Genomic DNA, 14,947 nt, shown 5'->3' on the forward strand with positions numbered 1-14,947 from the left:
TTTTAAAATATTATAATCGTATTTAGGGACTAATCCTCACGTTCTGCCTTGCGTTCTTCAAATTCTTCTTGGGTCATCATAGAACCACCAAAGTTTGCAGACGACGCAAAAGCCGTGTAGCGACGTAGCCAGCCGCTTGAGATTTTTGATTTAAATGGTTTCAAATGTTTGCGACGTTCTGCCAAGGTTGCATCATCCACCAACAAATTCAAGGTCCGATTTGTCAAATCAATGCTAATCTCATCGTCATCTTCAATCAAAGCGATATTTCCACCTTCTGCTGCCTCTGGTGACACGTGTCCAATAGCAATACCACGAGTAGCTCCAGAAAAGCGACCATCTGTAATCAAGGCGACATCTTTACCCAAGCCACGCCCAACGATTTTAGAAGTTGGCGCCAGCATTTCAGGCATCCCTGGACCACCTTGAGGGCCTTCGTAGCGAATAACCACAACGTGACCTTTTTTAACCGTGCCATTGTCAATCAATTCAAGGGCTTCATCTTGCGAGTCACAACAAATAGCTTTGCCTCGAAAAGTCTTAACAGATGGATCAACCCCACCAACCTTGATAACGGCACCATCTTGAGCAATATTACCATAAAGGATAGACAAGCCACCTACTGGCGAAATAGGATTTTCAATCGAATGAATGACTTCCTCGTTCTTGATTTCAGCACCAGCAACATTTTCTTTTAAGGTTTTACCAGTCACAGTGATGCGATCCCCTTTAATCGTTCCTTTCTTAATCAACTGGTTAATAATAGCTGAAATACCACCTGCTTCTTGCACATCGTGCATGGTGTAAACACTTGATGGGGCAATTTTAGACAGATAAGGTGTCTTCTTGGCGATTTCATTGATGTCTTTCAAGTCGTAATCAATACCTGCTTCACGCGCAATAGCCAAGGTATGAAGAACGGTATTGGTTGAGCCCCCCATGGCCATATCCAGTGCAAAAGCGTCGTCAATAGCTTCCTTGGTCACGATATCACGCGGACGCACATTATTTTTAACATTGTCCATCAAATGTTTAGCTGCTTGACGCACCAATTCACGACGTTGGTCAGACACTGCCAAAACAGTTCCATTTCCAGGAAGAGCAAGTCCCAACACTTCCATTAGAGAATTCATCGAATTTGCCGTAAACATTCCTGCACAAGAACCACAAGTTGGACAAGCATTTTGCTCCAAATAATCCAATTCTTTTTTGGTCATATCGCCAGCTTGATAGGTTCCTACAGCTTCAAACAAACTTGACAAGGTCGCTTGATGCCCTGTCATATCAACGCCGCCCTTCATCGGACCACCCGAACAAAAGACCGCTGGCACATTGGTTCTAAGAGAAGCCAAAATCATACCTGGCGTGATTTTATCACAGTTTGGAATGTAGAAAACACCATCAAACCAGTGGGCATTGATAACCGTTTCAGCAGCATCCGCGATAATTTCACGAGAAGGAAGGCTATAGCGCATCCCAATATGCCCCATAGCAATCCCGTCATCAACACCAATGGTGTTAAATTCAAAAGGAATACCACCCATTTCACGGATAGCTTCCTTGGCAACATCTGCCAATTCACGCAAATGCACGTGCCCAGGAACAATGTCAATGTAAGAATTGCAAATGGCAATAAATGGCTTTTGCATATCTTTAGCTGATTTTACTTGCCCGGTTGCATAAAGAAGACCACGGGCTGGTGCTTTATCCACACCTACCTTAATCATGTCACTTCTCATCTGTTTTCTCCAATCCTTTAAATCTTACAATCCATGTTAACATTTTATAAAATAAAGTCAAGAGAATATTCAGAAAATTTTGCTTGTTTTAAATTTTCTTTTTTATTAGATTTTGGTATTTAGACACAAAAAAAGAAAGCAACGAAATGCTTCCTTTTATCCATTTATCAAATAAGCTTATTCAACGCTCATCAAGTATGGGTAAACGGGTTGTTTACCGTCATGAATTTCAACTTCGATATCTTCGTATGTTGATTCAAGGTAATCAGCCATTTCTTCAGCTAAGTCTTGGCTACCATCTTCACCGACATAAATCGTAATGATTTCGCTATCTTCATCAATCATTTTAGCAAATGTGGCTTTCAAAGTAGCTGTCATATCTGGATTTGACACTACAATTTTACCGTCAACCATACCAAGATTGTCGTCTTTATGGATTTCAAGACCATCGATAGACGTGTCACGAACAGCAAGAGTCACACTACCACTAACAACATCTGAAAGGCTAGCAGTCATAGCTGCCACATTTTCCTCTAGAGATTGTTCAGGGTTAAAGGCTAATAAGCTAGTGAAACCTTGTGGCACTGTGCGTGTTTCAACAACAGCTGCTGGAATTTCAGCCACTTCAGCTGCTGATTGTGCCGCCATGAAGATATTTTTGTTATTTGGCAAGATAATCACGTTTTTCGCGTTAACCGCATCAATAGCTTTGACAATGTCTTCTGTTGATGGGTTCATGGTTTGTCCTCCAGAAATCACATAGTCAACACCTTGTGATTTGAAGATTTCTGCCAAACCGTCTCCTGCTACAACAGCCACAATAGCAAAGTCTTTTTCTTCTTGCTTAGCAGCAACTTGTTGTTCTTCTTTTTCTAAAACGGCATCGTGTTGGTTACGCATATTATCCACTTTGACCTTAACAAGAGAACCGTATTTCAACCCTTCTTGCAAGACAAGACCTGGGTCTTCCGTGTGAACGTGAACTTTAACAATTTCATCGTCATTGACCACAAGAAGAGAATCTCCCAAGCCACTCAAATAAGCTTGGAATTCTTCATAGTTAAATTCTTTCACATAAGTTGGACCTTGTTTAAGAGCCACCATGATTTCTGTACAATAACCAAATTGGATGTCTTCAGTCGCCACGTGTCCTGCAACAGACTTGTGGTGCTCTGCATTAATCATTTCGGTCATTGTTGCTGGTGTTGCCTTAAAGTCCTCAGACGCGATGTAGTCGCCTGTTAAAGCTGATAAGAAACCTTCATAGATAAAGACAAGACCTTGACCACCAGAATCCACTACGCCAACTTCCTTCAAGACAGGAAGCATTTCTGGGGTTTTAGCCAAGGCGCGTTTGGCACCATCAACGGCTGCACGCATAACTTCAACCGCATCATCTGTTTCTTCAGATTTTTTAAGAGCGGCAGTTGCAGCACCACGAGAAACTGTCAAAATCGTTCCTTCAACAGGTTTCATAACGGCTTTGTAAGCCACTTCAACACCAGATTGGAAGGCGTGTGCTAGGTCTTGACCAGTTAACTCTTCTTTATCTTTAATCGCTTGTCCGAAACCACGGAACAATTGTGATGTGATAACGCCAGAGTTCCCACGCGCACCCATCAAAAGCCCTTTAGATAAAATCTGTCCGACTTCTCCAACGGTAGTTGCTGGTTTATCTGCAACTTCTTTGGCACCATTTTCAATCGTCATTCCCATGTTTGTCCCTGTGTCCCCGTCTGGAACAGGAAAAACATTGAGAGAGTTTACATATTCTACTTGATTTCCAAGACGTGTGCTAGCAGCTTGAACCATCTCTTGGAATAAACTGGTTGTAATATTTGACACTAATCTTCTCCTGCAACTTTAATATTTTGTACGTAAACATTCACCGTATCTGCTGAAAGCCCCAATTGGTTTTCAAGGTTAAACTTAACTCGTTCTTGAATGTTCTTTGATACTTCAGAAATTTTGACACCATAAGACATCACGGTATAGACATCTACTGAAATACCACTGTCTGTTGATTTGACAACAACACCTTTTGCGTAGTTTTCCTTGCGTAGAAGTGCTTGAAAATTATCTTTAAGGGCACTTTTACTTGCCATACCAACAACACCAAAAATTTCTGTTGCGGAACCACCAACGACCGTTGCAATCACATCGTCGGATAACTCAATTTGACCATCTTTTGTATTAATTTTCACAGTCATATTCACTACCTCAAAAGTTTTTATCAGTTTATTCTACCATATATCAGCCGTCTTGTAAAAAATAAGCAAGAATAATTAGGGATAAAAAGCGAGAAAATCCCTTTTTGCCACATTTAAGCCTTTTCAGCGTCAAATAGCGACTCAATTTCTCGCTTATAAAAAAAGAGGACAAACACCAAGCGATGTTTGTCTATACTGTTTCATTTATACGCTTATACGCGTTCTACTTTACCAGATTTAAGCGCACGTGCTGAAGCCCAAACTTTTTTAGGTTTTCCATCAACAAGAATAGTTACTTTTTGAAGATTTGGTTTAACTGCACGTTTTGTTTTACGCATTGAGTGAGAGCGATTGTTTCCTGATACAGTTTTACGCCCTGTAAAATAACAAACCTTAGCCATATTATCTGCTTCCTCCTACTTAGATTATAGGTGCTTTACACCACATACCATAAAATTATAACATATCTGGACTCATTTCGCAACTATTTTAGACAATAAAATCTATTTTTAAGCGTTTCTACCCATGAGAAAACCCATAGAAAATCTTCTATGGATTTGTCTAACTGTTATCATGATTAGCATTTCCATGCCGATTACAGGGATCGAACCTGCGACCTACGCGTTACGAATGCGTTGCTCTACCAACTGAGCTAAATCGGCTAACGTGGAAATTATATCACTTTGATGACATTTGTCAACACTTTTTAACCTTTTCTGACAAACAAAAAAAGAAAGAGTTATAAAACTCCTTCTTTCTTTAAAACTCAATCACTAATTAAGCTTTGTTTGCTGAACATAGTTGATTTATTCGCCATACTTCCCATTACACCATAAAATGCTATATTTAAGATTTTAAACAACCACATTAATAGGAAGAGAACTTCATTATTCCTCTTAGTACTATAAAAAGTGTGTCTAATTTGAGGCAAAATATTAAATTAAATTTGCCTCAAATCGTAAGACCTGGTTTGAACAACTTTTGTTTGACTAAATTTCAAAAGTCTTTAATATCAAACATTTCTACGCTTTTCTGAAAGTGTTATTTCAATCAATTTCAACTAATTTTATCTGAATGGTGTGAATTTTACCCCAAAATTACAAAGAATTGAGCTGATAAATACTAAAAGTTCACACCATTAGTTAAATTATTTTTTGTTACGTACGTTTTTCTTAGATGATAGACCTCCTAATTTATTTCTTATAACATTTGAACAAACCTCCGTTAGAGGTTCCCTTATTGCCTCCTTGTAATTAAATCCCAATAATTGCATAGTCTTTAAAGTATCCTTGTTAAGTAAAGCAACTAATTATTTCATTGAATCTTCTTTCCCATCTTCAACACTAGTAAATGAAGATAATAGAGAAATAACCCGTTCTAAAGTATTGTGCAAATACTCAATATCTTTATCATCAATATGTACTTTTTCATATTCTTCTTTATATGCCTGAGCAATTCTGATTGCCTGTTCTCGTTTCGAAAGCAACTCATTTACAATTTCATCATAAGTGTTTCGTAATTTATCGGCATTACGTTTTTCCTTTAATGATTGAATTTTACTACTCACTAGTGTTGTGGTTACTTTAAATGTTAGAGTTCCCAATGATTATCTCGGATTATGATTTAGAAATAAAGCAGTCCGGACTTCCCATATACATTTTCCCGTAATCAAGTTATTTCTTAAAAAATACGTAACTATAAAAAAGACTCGATGAAATATAATCATCAAGTCTTTTTCAAAAATGAAAAACTTATTATATATCGAAATATGTCGCATTAATAATAATTTGCAACAGTTTTTGATAATTCAGAGAGTTTTAACAGCTACCACGTTTTATAGTAATTTACTCTCGGTAACTAGCTCTTCGATAAACGTTCCCTTTATCTTCTTTTTTAGAACTACTTTAGCTAATTTAGGGATTCTTAAATTAGCCTCATCAATGGTTTTTTTATCTCCCATATAGTAGATGGCTTTAAGTGGTTCTCGAATATCATAAATAGAGCCATAAACTTCAGGAACAGCGCGTTCAACTTCAAGTAAAGTATAGACAAATTCCATGGCTGTCCTAATTGAATATTCGGTAGTAAACACGGTGTCATTACTAGGTGACTCTGCAAAATTACCAATAAAGGCTAAATTAACAGACCCTTTAGGAACAATATCTGGCCTATCACCCGCAACGCGGGGCATAAAGTATGATGTAATAAATGGCATAAATACCGGAACGGTATTTATATTGTTTTGGTTAGACAATTGTTTGATTTTGGACTCAGGGACCCCAAGGTGATAAAGGAGTTCTTGCGTAATTTCTTCCCCAGAACTTTCTACAATGGTCTTATCAACAAAATTTCCTTTGGTATCTGAATATAGTCCATATATCCATACAATTGTTTCATTTTCCTTTTGTTCTTTGAAATGTGGCTGTCTGTGAACAGCAAAACTCATCAACCAGTTCGAATCGGTTATGGTAATGATTCCACCACTATTGATTTTGTGATCATGCAAATCACGATTGGTTAGACGTTCAATGTAGGGGTCAATTTCTGGTGATTTTATAGTGGCTGTCGCTGACACGAACCAACTTTTTTCAGGTAGGTTATCATAGAATACTTCTGGATGACCGAAATCATTAGATTGTTCTGCCAGATTCTTCCACAGTGACCAACTACCACCCAACTCTTTTGATATAGGAGCGGGTTTATCATGGCTCCCATATGTTGAACTTTCTGTAATAGAACCATTTGTAACGAATACAAAATCATCACGTGATAGGCTAACATCATCACCATCCTGGATCACGAGTTTTTTGGCAATTTTTTCGTCATTTTCAAAATCTACCACAACATTATTAACTTGTGTATCATAGATGAATTCGACATTATATGACTCTAAATACTTTATAATTGGTAGAACCATAGACTCATACTGATTGTACCTATTGAACTTTAGGGCGCTAAAATCAGGTAGTCCATCAATATGATGAATAAATCGCATCGTGTATCGACGCATCTCAACTGCAGAATGCCACTTTTCAAAAGCAAACATAGTTGCCCAGTACATTCAAAAGTTACTTTCAAAGAACTCATTTGAGAAAAATTCCTCAATAGTCGTCTTACCCAGTTTTGACTCAGGGGTTAAAACTAAATCTATTAATTCTTTAGGTTTTTCGTCCAAAGTATACAGGCCATCCGTTGGGACGCGTTGTCCCCGGTTATAAATTAGGCGAGTATTAGATGAATTTGGATCATCTTTATCTAGCCAATAAAATTCATCTAAGTAAGAGGCATCTTCAATTTCTAAAGAAGGAATTGATCGATACATGTCCCACATAGTTTCAAAATGATTTTCCATTTCTCGACCACCACGTGTCACAAAGCCGATATTGGCACGCTTTTCTCCATCTAACGATCCACCCGGAGTAGGCAATTCCTCATATATATGAATTTTTTCCCCGGACATTTGTCCATCACGCACCAAGAAAATAGCGGTCGCCAATCCGGCCAGCCCTCCTCCAATAATATACGCTGATTTTTGATCCACATTTTTGGGCTTTCTTGGACGTGCAAAAGCTTCATAATTTCCGTTACTGTAATACACAAATGGGCCTCCTTTGTATAGACACTAAATAAACATCCTTCTTAACTTGATTATAGGCTTTTCATTACTTCTTGTAAAGAAAACCCTTTCGAAACTATTAGACAAATCAACACATTTGTCTATTGTACTAAAGGCAAATAATTAGACACAAAATGAGTTATATTTTTGGTTCTGTTGCAAAGTTTTAAATCTACTATCAAATAAGGTAGAATAAATGAAGAGTATTTACAAAACTGTTCAAAAAATAACAAGAATCGTATCAGAAATATACTTGTAAATATATGCAATCGATTGCAAAACGATTAACAGATTTCATTCTATTTTTTTGTAAGCGTGATCATTTTATTTGACTTATCATTTTTATTAACCTATACTATATATATATTAATTTTATATTAATCTTATGATTGTTAAGATTAATATAAAAAATATTTTAGCTAAAATATAACTCTTTAGATTATTTGATTTTCCAAATAATCTAATTTTCCACAATTTAGAAAGGGGAAGACATTATGCTTTGGGCTATTATCGTAGGAGGACTTATCGGTCTTATTGCAGGTGGAATCACTAAAAAGGGAGATTCCATGGGAATAATCGCTAATATCTTTGCAGGTTTAGTCGGTTCATCTGTTGGACAATTACTTTTCGGTGCATGGGGACCTAGTCTAGCTGGAATGGCATTAATTCCATCAATCTTAGGAGCGGTTATTGTTGTTTCAGTAGTATCATTTTTCCTAGGGAAAAAAGATTGAACTTGAACCTTTCTTGACAGGAATAGATTCAAATTCTATTGATGAAAGGATTCAATATGTCAAAAAACAAAAAAATATTTTACCTTATTTTATGTATTTTAATCTTGACGATTTTGATTCCTATTTTGCTAGATTATCATAAAGTCAGCGGCTTAGGACTGCATTTAGTTGGTTGGAATAAAAATTCCTTTTTAGAATTTTATCTTTCAAGATATATTTTCTGGGGTGCTCTAGTACTTTCAGCTGTAGTGTTGTTTTTAATGCTTGTTACACTCTTTTATCCTAAACAATATTTAGAGATTCAGTTACCTGATGCCGATGGGAACCTAAAATTAAAAAATTCAGCTATTGAAGGATTTGTACGTTGTGTGGTTGCTAATCACAATTTTATAAAGGATCCTACTATTAAGGTAAACTGTCGTAAGAATAAATGTTTAGTTCATGTAGAAGGACAAATGCTTCCATCAGACAACATTATTAAACGAACTCAAATAATTAAAGATGAGATAGCTGATGGATTGAAACAGTTTTTTGGAATGAATCATCGTGTAAAACTGTATATTTCTGTAAAAGAATACAAGCCTAAACCACCACGTAAAAAAACTGTTAGTCGTGTAGAGTAAGGAAGTAAAAAAATGGAATGGTTTAAAAAATACCAATATCTATTTCTTTCCGGATTGGCAGGTGCTATCTTAGCGTGCTTCATCCTATCCTATGGTTTTTTTAAGACTTTATTTGTCTTGATTTGCGCCACTCTAGGAGTTGGAATTGGATATTATATTCAACAAAAACAATTATTTAAATAGTAAAGGTGATTTATATGTCAAATGTAGAACAAAAAGTAAAAGAAGTAAAAGGCGAATTGACCTATGAAGATAAAGTCATTCAAAAAATTATTGGTCTTTCTTTAGAAAATGTTCCAGGTTTACTGGATATTGATGGCGGCTTTTTCTCAAACCTAACTGGAAAACTTATCAATACTGATAACGTTGCAAGCGGAGTCAATGTTGAAGTTGGTAAAAAGCAAGTTGCTGTGGATTTGAAAGTAGTTGTCGAATATCAAAAGAATGTTCCTGAATTATACAAGAAAATCAAAGAGATTGTTGTTTCAGAAATTTCTAATATGACTAATTTGGAAGTGATTGAAGTTAATGTAGATGTTGTTGATATCAAGACTAAAGAGCAACATGAAGCAGACTCAGTAAGCCTGCAAGATCGAGCAACTGGAGTTGTTGAATCAACAAGTAAATTTACTTCCGATAAGTTTGAAAGCGCAAAAGAGGGATTGAGTGATGGCCTCTCGGCTGCAAAGGAAAAAGTTAAAGGAGTTGCCGAAGATACTAAAGAGACTGCTAAAGCAGAACCAAGAGTTCACTAAATTCTTTTATGCCTAAAAAAGTTTAAAAACGTTCATTTTCAATAATCTAATTTCCCAATGGAGGGTAACACTATGTCAGTAGAAGAAAAACTTAATCAAGCTAAAGGTGCTATTAAAGAAGGTGTCGGAAAAGTAACTGATGATAAAAAAACCGAAAAAGAAGGAGCTGCTGAAAAAGGCGTTTCAAAAGTTAAAGAAGTTGCCAAAGATGCCAAAGATGCTGTTGAAGGAGCAATTGAAGGCGTTAAAAATATGGTTAAAAAGGACGATAAATAATTCTAAAATCGGTTGATTTTTTACTTAAAACATGGGATTACTCTACAAGAAATTTAAGGTTGTTGTAGTCCTAACTACTCACTTTTAAAACAACACCAAAAACTATGACAAATCCCTAACATTACAATATTAATCAGGTAAAAATCAGCTTTCTTTAGATTACTTTGAGATCCTTTCTAACCTCATATGTATATTCCTTCTGATGGCAATAGCGCTCTAAAATCTGTAGTTTTGTTTAAACTATAGAAGCTAGAGTGCTTTTTATATTATTTTTAAAAAAACAAAAGTACAGATTTTACTGTACCTCAGAATGAGGTTAAGTAAGCATTCAATACAAATCAATACATAAGAAAAGCGCTAATTTCAAGCGTTTTTTCTTTTTGCTAAATGCAGTATATTGCTATATTTCAGTTTAAACTCTACCTTTTTATCGTAAAATCTGATTGGACACGGTTTGATTCCAAATAATTTATAAATAGCTTTATATCAACCTTTAGCAGGCTTGAACAACTTATTCATAAAAAATAAATAGGTCTGATTGAATGATATCTTTCATTTTTCTGTCAATTAAGCAAATTAAACTGACCAAATAAATTGTTGATATATAAAAAATTAAGTAAGTGTATTACAAAGATAGTCTTCTTTATTTATAATGCTATAATAAATCCATTAGCTTATTTATATAGAGGTATCGTTATTGATCAACCCAGAATTTTACAAAACACTTGCAAAAATACTCTGTGGAGATGAAACAGAATTATTTACCTATAAAACTGGACCACAGTTAGTAGACTTTTTTAATAGCTATTTTGGTTTAGTGATGTTTACCGTCAAGGGTTCCCAACAAGATGGATTTATGTAAATGATAAATGACTAAGTTTCTCTGAAACTGGTAAACTTGATTTTTTTCAGCATTATATTGAGCAAACAATATCTTTTAACAGAACGTCAAAAAGGTGAAGTTGATTCTTTAGAATACCAACAAAAGGTTTTAACGGAATTAATAAAGTCTGCTCAATTTATTCATTGTATTTGTCAAAAAAAGACAATGAATTTTTCTTAGTAGAAACCAATCAAGATTTAGTAGAAATCGGATGTTCTGGTATAGTAAATTTGTAACACTCTTACCTAATAAGTTAAAATATTCATTAGAATAGGAGACATAACATGAAACACTATCCAGACGAAACACGACAAAAAATTGTTCGACTGCACATTCAAGACGGATGAACATTAAAAAGCTTAGATGCTGAACATAGTTGGTTTTTTTGCCATACTTCCCATTACACCGTAAAATGCTATATTTAACATTTTAAACAACCATATTAATAAGAAGAGAACTTCATTATTCCTCTTGATTCTATAAAAAGTGTGGCTAATTTGAGGCAAAATATTAAATTAAATCTGCCACAAATCGTAAGACCTAATTTGGACAGTATTTTCGTTTGTATTTGTTTTGCGTGACGAATTATTTTTTACTGAATTGTTCTCTTTATGTATCTTAAGCAACTGAATCAACTCTTCAACATTTTCCTTAATTACTTTATAAGCTAAAATAAGCTCTTCATTATTATCGTTGATCGTTGCATTAGATGGTGCTAATTCAAAAAATAAAGTACCTCCACCTACAAAAGGTTCATAGTACTTATTAAATTTATCAGGTAAAATTCCAAGTATTTGTGGTAACAACTGGCGTTTTCCACCAACCCATTTTGTAAAAGGCTTCATACTATATTTCCACTCCATTAATGCATTTTTTATCTATGCTACCCTCTATTGTACCATAATACTTCTAACATTGTTCCAATCGCTGTCGGAGCGAATACTTACCGTAACTGAAAGAAATGATGGTGGGATATATGGTGGAAACCTTTTCTCAAGAAACATCAAAAAAAACCTTGGTGGAAACCAAGAAATGTTTGATACATGATATATCGCTAATAATTAACGTTTAGAGAATTGTAAAACTTTACGATTTCTCTTAAGATCTGGTTTGAAAATTTTATATTTAGATTTATTTCAAAAACCTTTAATATCAATGTTTTTATAACTTTCTATGAACAAAATTTTCATATGGTTTTAATCAAGTTGTTCTGAGTAGTGTGAACTTTTATTGAAACTTTTGCAAATAACTAAAACCTTATTTGGATTGTTAATGAAAATTTTTGCTCTCCATTGTGAACAGTTATTAACCCCGCACCAGTTCAACTGCTAGATGGACTATCAAATTTTGTATTCCTAAACAAGTAATTCCGTAGTTTATTTCTATCATAAATATGATAGCAGAGGACTTCACCATCATCTTTTACAACAATATATCCTCCATTAGCATCTTCCAATCCTGTCCATTTTGTATTCGGCTCCATCCCAAGTGCAACAGCTACTAATAGGTCTTTAACTTTATGAATTATTATTTCCTTATCTTCAGAAAATTCATCGCAATACTTATCCACTACGTCAGAAATTGACTTTCCTTCTACAAAATAAGATTCTAAAAATAAATTACCTAAAATTTCTGGCATTCTATAATCTACCGTCTGCAAATTTCTATTAAATGTTTCATTTATCATACTATCAAAATCTAAAAGAACTCCTTTATCTTTGATATATTCGACACGATCCTTGATTTTTGTTCTAGTACTAATATTATGTAAAAATTCAACTTTATATGTGGAAAGAGGTCTCGATAACTTATATTGGACTTTTGTCGCACCGCTTGCGTTAAGTAGTGTAGGCTTATTTTCAATATAAGATTTAATTGAGAATCCAATTATAGGCTCAGCATCAGTGAAGTCATCATGTATTTTAAATATGATATCTTTTTTACTATCATTACTTGCTTTTATTTTTGTTATCTTTATTTTTTGTAAGAATAGTTCAATTTCTGGAATTTCAAAAGTTCCTTTACCAGATTTAATAGATTCAAGAACAATTTGAGAAAAGAATTCAAATTCCTCATATGGAATTTCTATACATTCTAGGTTATTTACTAATAACAAGACTTTATTAGTAAACTCAATTCTCTTATATTCCTTATTTATGGCACCTTCTTGCTTTATAGCACTTAAAATTACATAAAAGCTCTTTTCAACTTTTTCTAAATTTTCGTCAGTTGAAATTCTACAAGAAGAAATTGAATTAAATCATCATCATATAGAATTCAATCCAGACTATAAAGATAATGGATGGATTTTCACATCTAAGAGCATCCATAAACCTGATTACAATGGAACTCCTCTTCATTACAGTGTCTTAAACAACTTCCTCAACTCTTCAGAAAATGGTAAACTAAACCGCAAGGGAAAGCCGAGACGAGCAGGCATCGATATTGACGATAAGCTTAGTTTCAAAAAACATATTACAACTCATATCTTCCGACACACGCATATCAGCTTTTTAGCTGAACAAGGAGTACCCTTGGAGGCCATTCAAGATCGTGTTGGACACACAAGGGGGAGTCGAGTAACACAAATCTATTTACACGTTACACAGAAGACTAAGAACACAATCACTCCAATGATTGATCAATTGACAAAATAAACATAATTGCGCTACTTCTATAATCAAAACGAACTGAAATTTAGAAATCGGGGGCAAAATGGGGGCAAAACATAAGAAAAAGGCTTGTCCATATTGGACAAACCCTTTATTTTCAAGCTTATATAATCTAATTAAGCTTTGTTTGCTGAACCGAATACGTCGATACGTTCTTCAACAGCTTCTGTAATAGCTTCGAAACCTGGTTTCAAGAATTTACGTGGGTCGAAAAGTTTTTTCTTATCGTATTCTGCTTCATTTGCTTCGTAGTCAGCAACAAATTTACGAGTTGCTTTTGCAAATGCGATTTGGCATTCAGTGTTAACGTTAACTTTAGCAACACCAAGTTTGATAGCATCTTTGATTTGGTCATCAGGAATACCAGATCCACCGTGCAATACAATTGGGAAACCAGGAATCGCAGCAGTTAATTTTTCAAGGTGATCAAGGTGAAGACCTTTCCAGTTTTCTGGGTATGGTCCGTGGATGTTACCGATACCTGCAGCCAAGAAGTCGATACCAGTTTCAACCATAGCTTTAGCGTCTTCGATTGGAGCAAGTTCACCGTCACCGATGATACCATCTTCTTCACCACCGATAGTACCAACTTCAGCTTCAACTGAGATACCTTTAGCGTGTGCTTTAGCTACAACTTCTTTAGCTTTTTCAAGGTTTTCTTCTATTGGAAGGTGTGAACCGTCAAACATAACTGAAGTGTAACCAACTTCGATACATTCCAAAGCATCGTCAAAGTGACCGTGGTCAAGGTGAATAGCAACTGGTACAGTGATACCCATTGATTCTACAAGATTTTCGATAAGTGTTTTACAAAGTTTGTAACCACCCATGTATTTAGCAGCACCCATAGAAGTTTGGATAAGGATTGGAGCTTGTTTAGCTTCTGCTGCACGTAGGATTGCTTGAGTCCATTCAAGGTTGTTTGTGTTAAAACCACCAACTGCGTAACCATTGTCACGAGCTGCTTGGACAAATTTTTCTGCTGAAACGATTGCCATTATATAGGCCTCCTATTTATTTTTTGGGATATTCCCCATTTACAAGTACATTTTATCACAAATTAATTCAGATTGCTAGTATTACTTACGAATTGGAGAGTTTTTTCACAAATCACAGTTTTGAAACCCATAAAATACAAAAAAAGAGAGAATACCAAGATTCTCTCTTTTCATACGTGTTTTTACTCTGCGGAAAGAGGGACTTGAACCCTCACGATCTAAAGCGATCACAGGATCCTTAGTCCTGCGCGTCTGCCAATTCCGCCATTCCCGCTGTTCCTTAACAACATATTATATTATATCAGCTACCCAAGAAGATGTCAATAACTTTTTTCATATTTTTTCAAAAATTGTGCTATTTTTTCCATGGGAAAGTTCTAAAATGAAGTTAGCCACCTAAGGGTATCAAAAAACATCTCAGAGAGATATAATTGTAATCAC

Annotated in this window: 12 protein-coding genes, 2 tRNA genes and 3 pseudogenes; 6 read left to right on the top strand and 11 right to left on the bottom strand. The window is 35.1% G+C overall.

From position 1 onward, the window contains the following. Positions 1–29 precede the first annotated feature (29 nt). The 7 genes and pseudogenes from ilvD to ACFORE_RS05470 form a co-directional block, all read right to left on the bottom strand. The gene (gene ilvD, locus ACFORE_RS05440) at positions 30–1,739 is read right to left on the bottom strand and encodes a dihydroxy-acid dehydratase (protein WP_154454824.1); all 1,710 of its coding nucleotides are present in this window, start codon (positions 1,737–1,739) and stop codon (positions 30–32) included. 177 nt (positions 1,740–1,916) lie between these two features. Further along, a complete protein-coding gene (locus tag ACFORE_RS05445; RefSeq protein WP_167829282.1) occupies positions 1,917–3,584 on the bottom strand; it encodes a DAK2 domain-containing protein in 1,668 nt (555 codons plus the stop codon). Beyond that, positions 3,584–3,949 (bottom strand): Asp23/Gls24 family envelope stress response protein, encoded by a 366-nt coding sequence (locus ACFORE_RS05450; protein WP_154454823.1) that lies wholly within the window; start codon positions 3,947–3,949, stop codon positions 3,584–3,586. The genes ACFORE_RS05445 and ACFORE_RS05450 overlap by 1 nt, the downstream gene beginning before the upstream one ends. 212 nt (positions 3,950–4,161) lie before the next feature. Beyond that, the gene (gene rpmB / locus ACFORE_RS05455) at positions 4,162–4,350 is read right to left on the bottom strand and encodes a 50S ribosomal protein L28 (protein ID WP_154454822.1); all 189 of its coding nucleotides are present in this window, start codon (positions 4,348–4,350) and stop codon (positions 4,162–4,164) included. 188 nt (positions 4,351–4,538) lie between these two features. Next, positions 4,539–4,611, bottom strand: a tRNA-Thr gene (locus ACFORE_RS05460). Positions 4,612–5,096: 485 nt separating this feature from the next. Further along, positions 5,097–5,552: pseudogene (locus ACFORE_RS05465) on the bottom strand (hypothetical protein). A 231-nt stretch (positions 5,553–5,783) separates the two neighbouring features. Next, positions 5,784–7,547, bottom strand: a pseudogene (locus ACFORE_RS05470) (oleate hydratase). A gap of 512 nt (positions 7,548–8,059) precedes the next feature. On the opposite strand from ACFORE_RS05470, the gene ACFORE_RS05475 reads away from it, so the two are divergent. The 5 genes from ACFORE_RS05475 to ACFORE_RS05495 all read left to right on the top strand — a co-directional run bounded on the left by ACFORE_RS05475 (position 8,060) and on the right by ACFORE_RS05495 (position 9,953). Continuing rightward, complete coding sequence (locus ACFORE_RS05475) at positions 8,060–8,299, top strand: GlsB/YeaQ/YmgE family stress response membrane protein (RefSeq protein ID WP_154454821.1); 240 nt, start codon at positions 8,060–8,062, stop codon at positions 8,297–8,299. Between the two features lie 56 nt (positions 8,300–8,355). Then, complete coding sequence (gene amaP / locus ACFORE_RS05480; protein WP_154454820.1) at positions 8,356–8,922, top strand: alkaline shock response membrane anchor protein AmaP; 567 nt, start codon at positions 8,356–8,358, stop codon at positions 8,920–8,922. A gap of 12 nt (positions 8,923–8,934) precedes the next feature. Next, positions 8,935–9,105, top strand: a complete 171-nt coding sequence (locus ACFORE_RS05485) for a DUF2273 domain-containing protein (RefSeq protein WP_006531447.1) — start codon at positions 8,935–8,937, stop codon at positions 9,103–9,105. 14 nt (positions 9,106–9,119) lie between these two features. Then, on the top strand, positions 9,120–9,677 hold the full coding sequence (locus ACFORE_RS05490) for an Asp23/Gls24 family envelope stress response protein (RefSeq protein ID WP_154454819.1): 558 nt from the start codon (positions 9,120–9,122) through the stop codon (positions 9,675–9,677). A 72-nt stretch (positions 9,678–9,749) separates the two neighbouring features. Beyond that, positions 9,750–9,953, top strand: coding sequence for a CsbD family protein (locus ACFORE_RS05495; protein ID WP_154454818.1), 204 nt, complete (start codon positions 9,750–9,752; stop codon positions 9,951–9,953). A gap of 1,413 nt (positions 9,954–11,366) precedes the next feature. On the opposite strand, the pseudogene ACFORE_RS05500 reads toward ACFORE_RS05495, so the two are convergent. Both ACFORE_RS05500 and ACFORE_RS05505 read right to left on the bottom strand, forming a co-directional pair. Beyond that, positions 11,367–11,699: pseudogene (locus tag ACFORE_RS05500) on the bottom strand (DNA adenine methylase); the annotation flags it as partial. Between the two features lie 458 nt (positions 11,700–12,157). Further along, complete coding sequence (locus ACFORE_RS05505) at positions 12,158–13,087, bottom strand: HpaII family restriction endonuclease (RefSeq protein WP_363290885.1); 930 nt, start codon at positions 13,085–13,087, stop codon at positions 12,158–12,160. Positions 13,088–13,106: 19 nt separating this feature from the next. On the opposite strand from ACFORE_RS05505, the gene ACFORE_RS05510 reads away from it, so the two are divergent. Further along, positions 13,107–13,493 (top strand): tyrosine-type recombinase/integrase, encoded by a 387-nt coding sequence (locus ACFORE_RS05510; RefSeq protein WP_167829284.1) that lies wholly within the window; start codon positions 13,107–13,109, stop codon positions 13,491–13,493. 131 nt (positions 13,494–13,624) lie between these two features. On the opposite strand, the gene ACFORE_RS05515 is transcribed toward ACFORE_RS05510, so the two are convergent. Both ACFORE_RS05515 and ACFORE_RS05520 read right to left on the bottom strand, forming a co-directional pair. Then, entirely contained in the window at positions 13,625–14,506 is an 882-nt protein-coding gene (locus ACFORE_RS05515; protein ID WP_020916153.1) for a class II fructose-bisphosphate aldolase, read from the bottom strand. Between the two features lie 188 nt (positions 14,507–14,694). Continuing rightward, positions 14,695–14,780: transfer RNA gene (locus ACFORE_RS05520), tRNA-Leu, on the bottom strand. Positions 14,781–14,947: the final 167 nt, after the last annotated feature.

The organism is Streptococcus alactolyticus (assembly GCF_042649785.1).
Taxonomy (GTDB): domain Bacteria; phylum Bacillota; class Bacilli; order Lactobacillales; family Streptococcaceae; genus Streptococcus; species Streptococcus alactolyticus.

Excerpts from the sequence above, each read along its gene's own strand:
- ilvD (WP_154454824.1), bottom strand. The coding sequence starts at position 1,739 with ATGAGAAGTGACATGATTAAGGTAGGTGTGGATAAAGCACCAGCCCGT.
- ACFORE_RS05450 (WP_154454823.1), bottom strand. The coding sequence starts at position 3,949 with ATGACTGTGAAAATTAATACAAAAGATGGTCAAATTGAGTTATCCGAC.
- rpmB (WP_154454822.1), bottom strand. The coding sequence starts at position 4,350 with ATGGCTAAGGTTTGTTATTTTACAGGGCGTAAAACTGTATCAGGAAAC.
- ACFORE_RS05475 (WP_154454821.1), top strand. The coding sequence starts at position 8,060 with ATGCTTTGGGCTATTATCGTAGGAGGACTTATCGGTCTTATTGCAGGT.
- amaP (WP_154454820.1), top strand. The coding sequence starts at position 8,356 with ATGTCAAAAAACAAAAAAATATTTTACCTTATTTTATGTATTTTAATC.
- ACFORE_RS05485 (WP_006531447.1), top strand. The coding sequence starts at position 8,935 with ATGGAATGGTTTAAAAAATACCAATATCTATTTCTTTCCGGATTGGCA.
- ACFORE_RS05490 (WP_154454819.1), top strand. The coding sequence starts at position 9,120 with ATGTCAAATGTAGAACAAAAAGTAAAAGAAGTAAAAGGCGAATTGACC.
- ACFORE_RS05495 (WP_154454818.1), top strand. The coding sequence starts at position 9,750 with ATGTCAGTAGAAGAAAAACTTAATCAAGCTAAAGGTGCTATTAAAGAA.
- ACFORE_RS05515 (WP_020916153.1), bottom strand. The coding sequence starts at position 14,506 with ATGGCAATCGTTTCAGCAGAAAAATTTGTCCAAGCAGCTCGTGACAAT.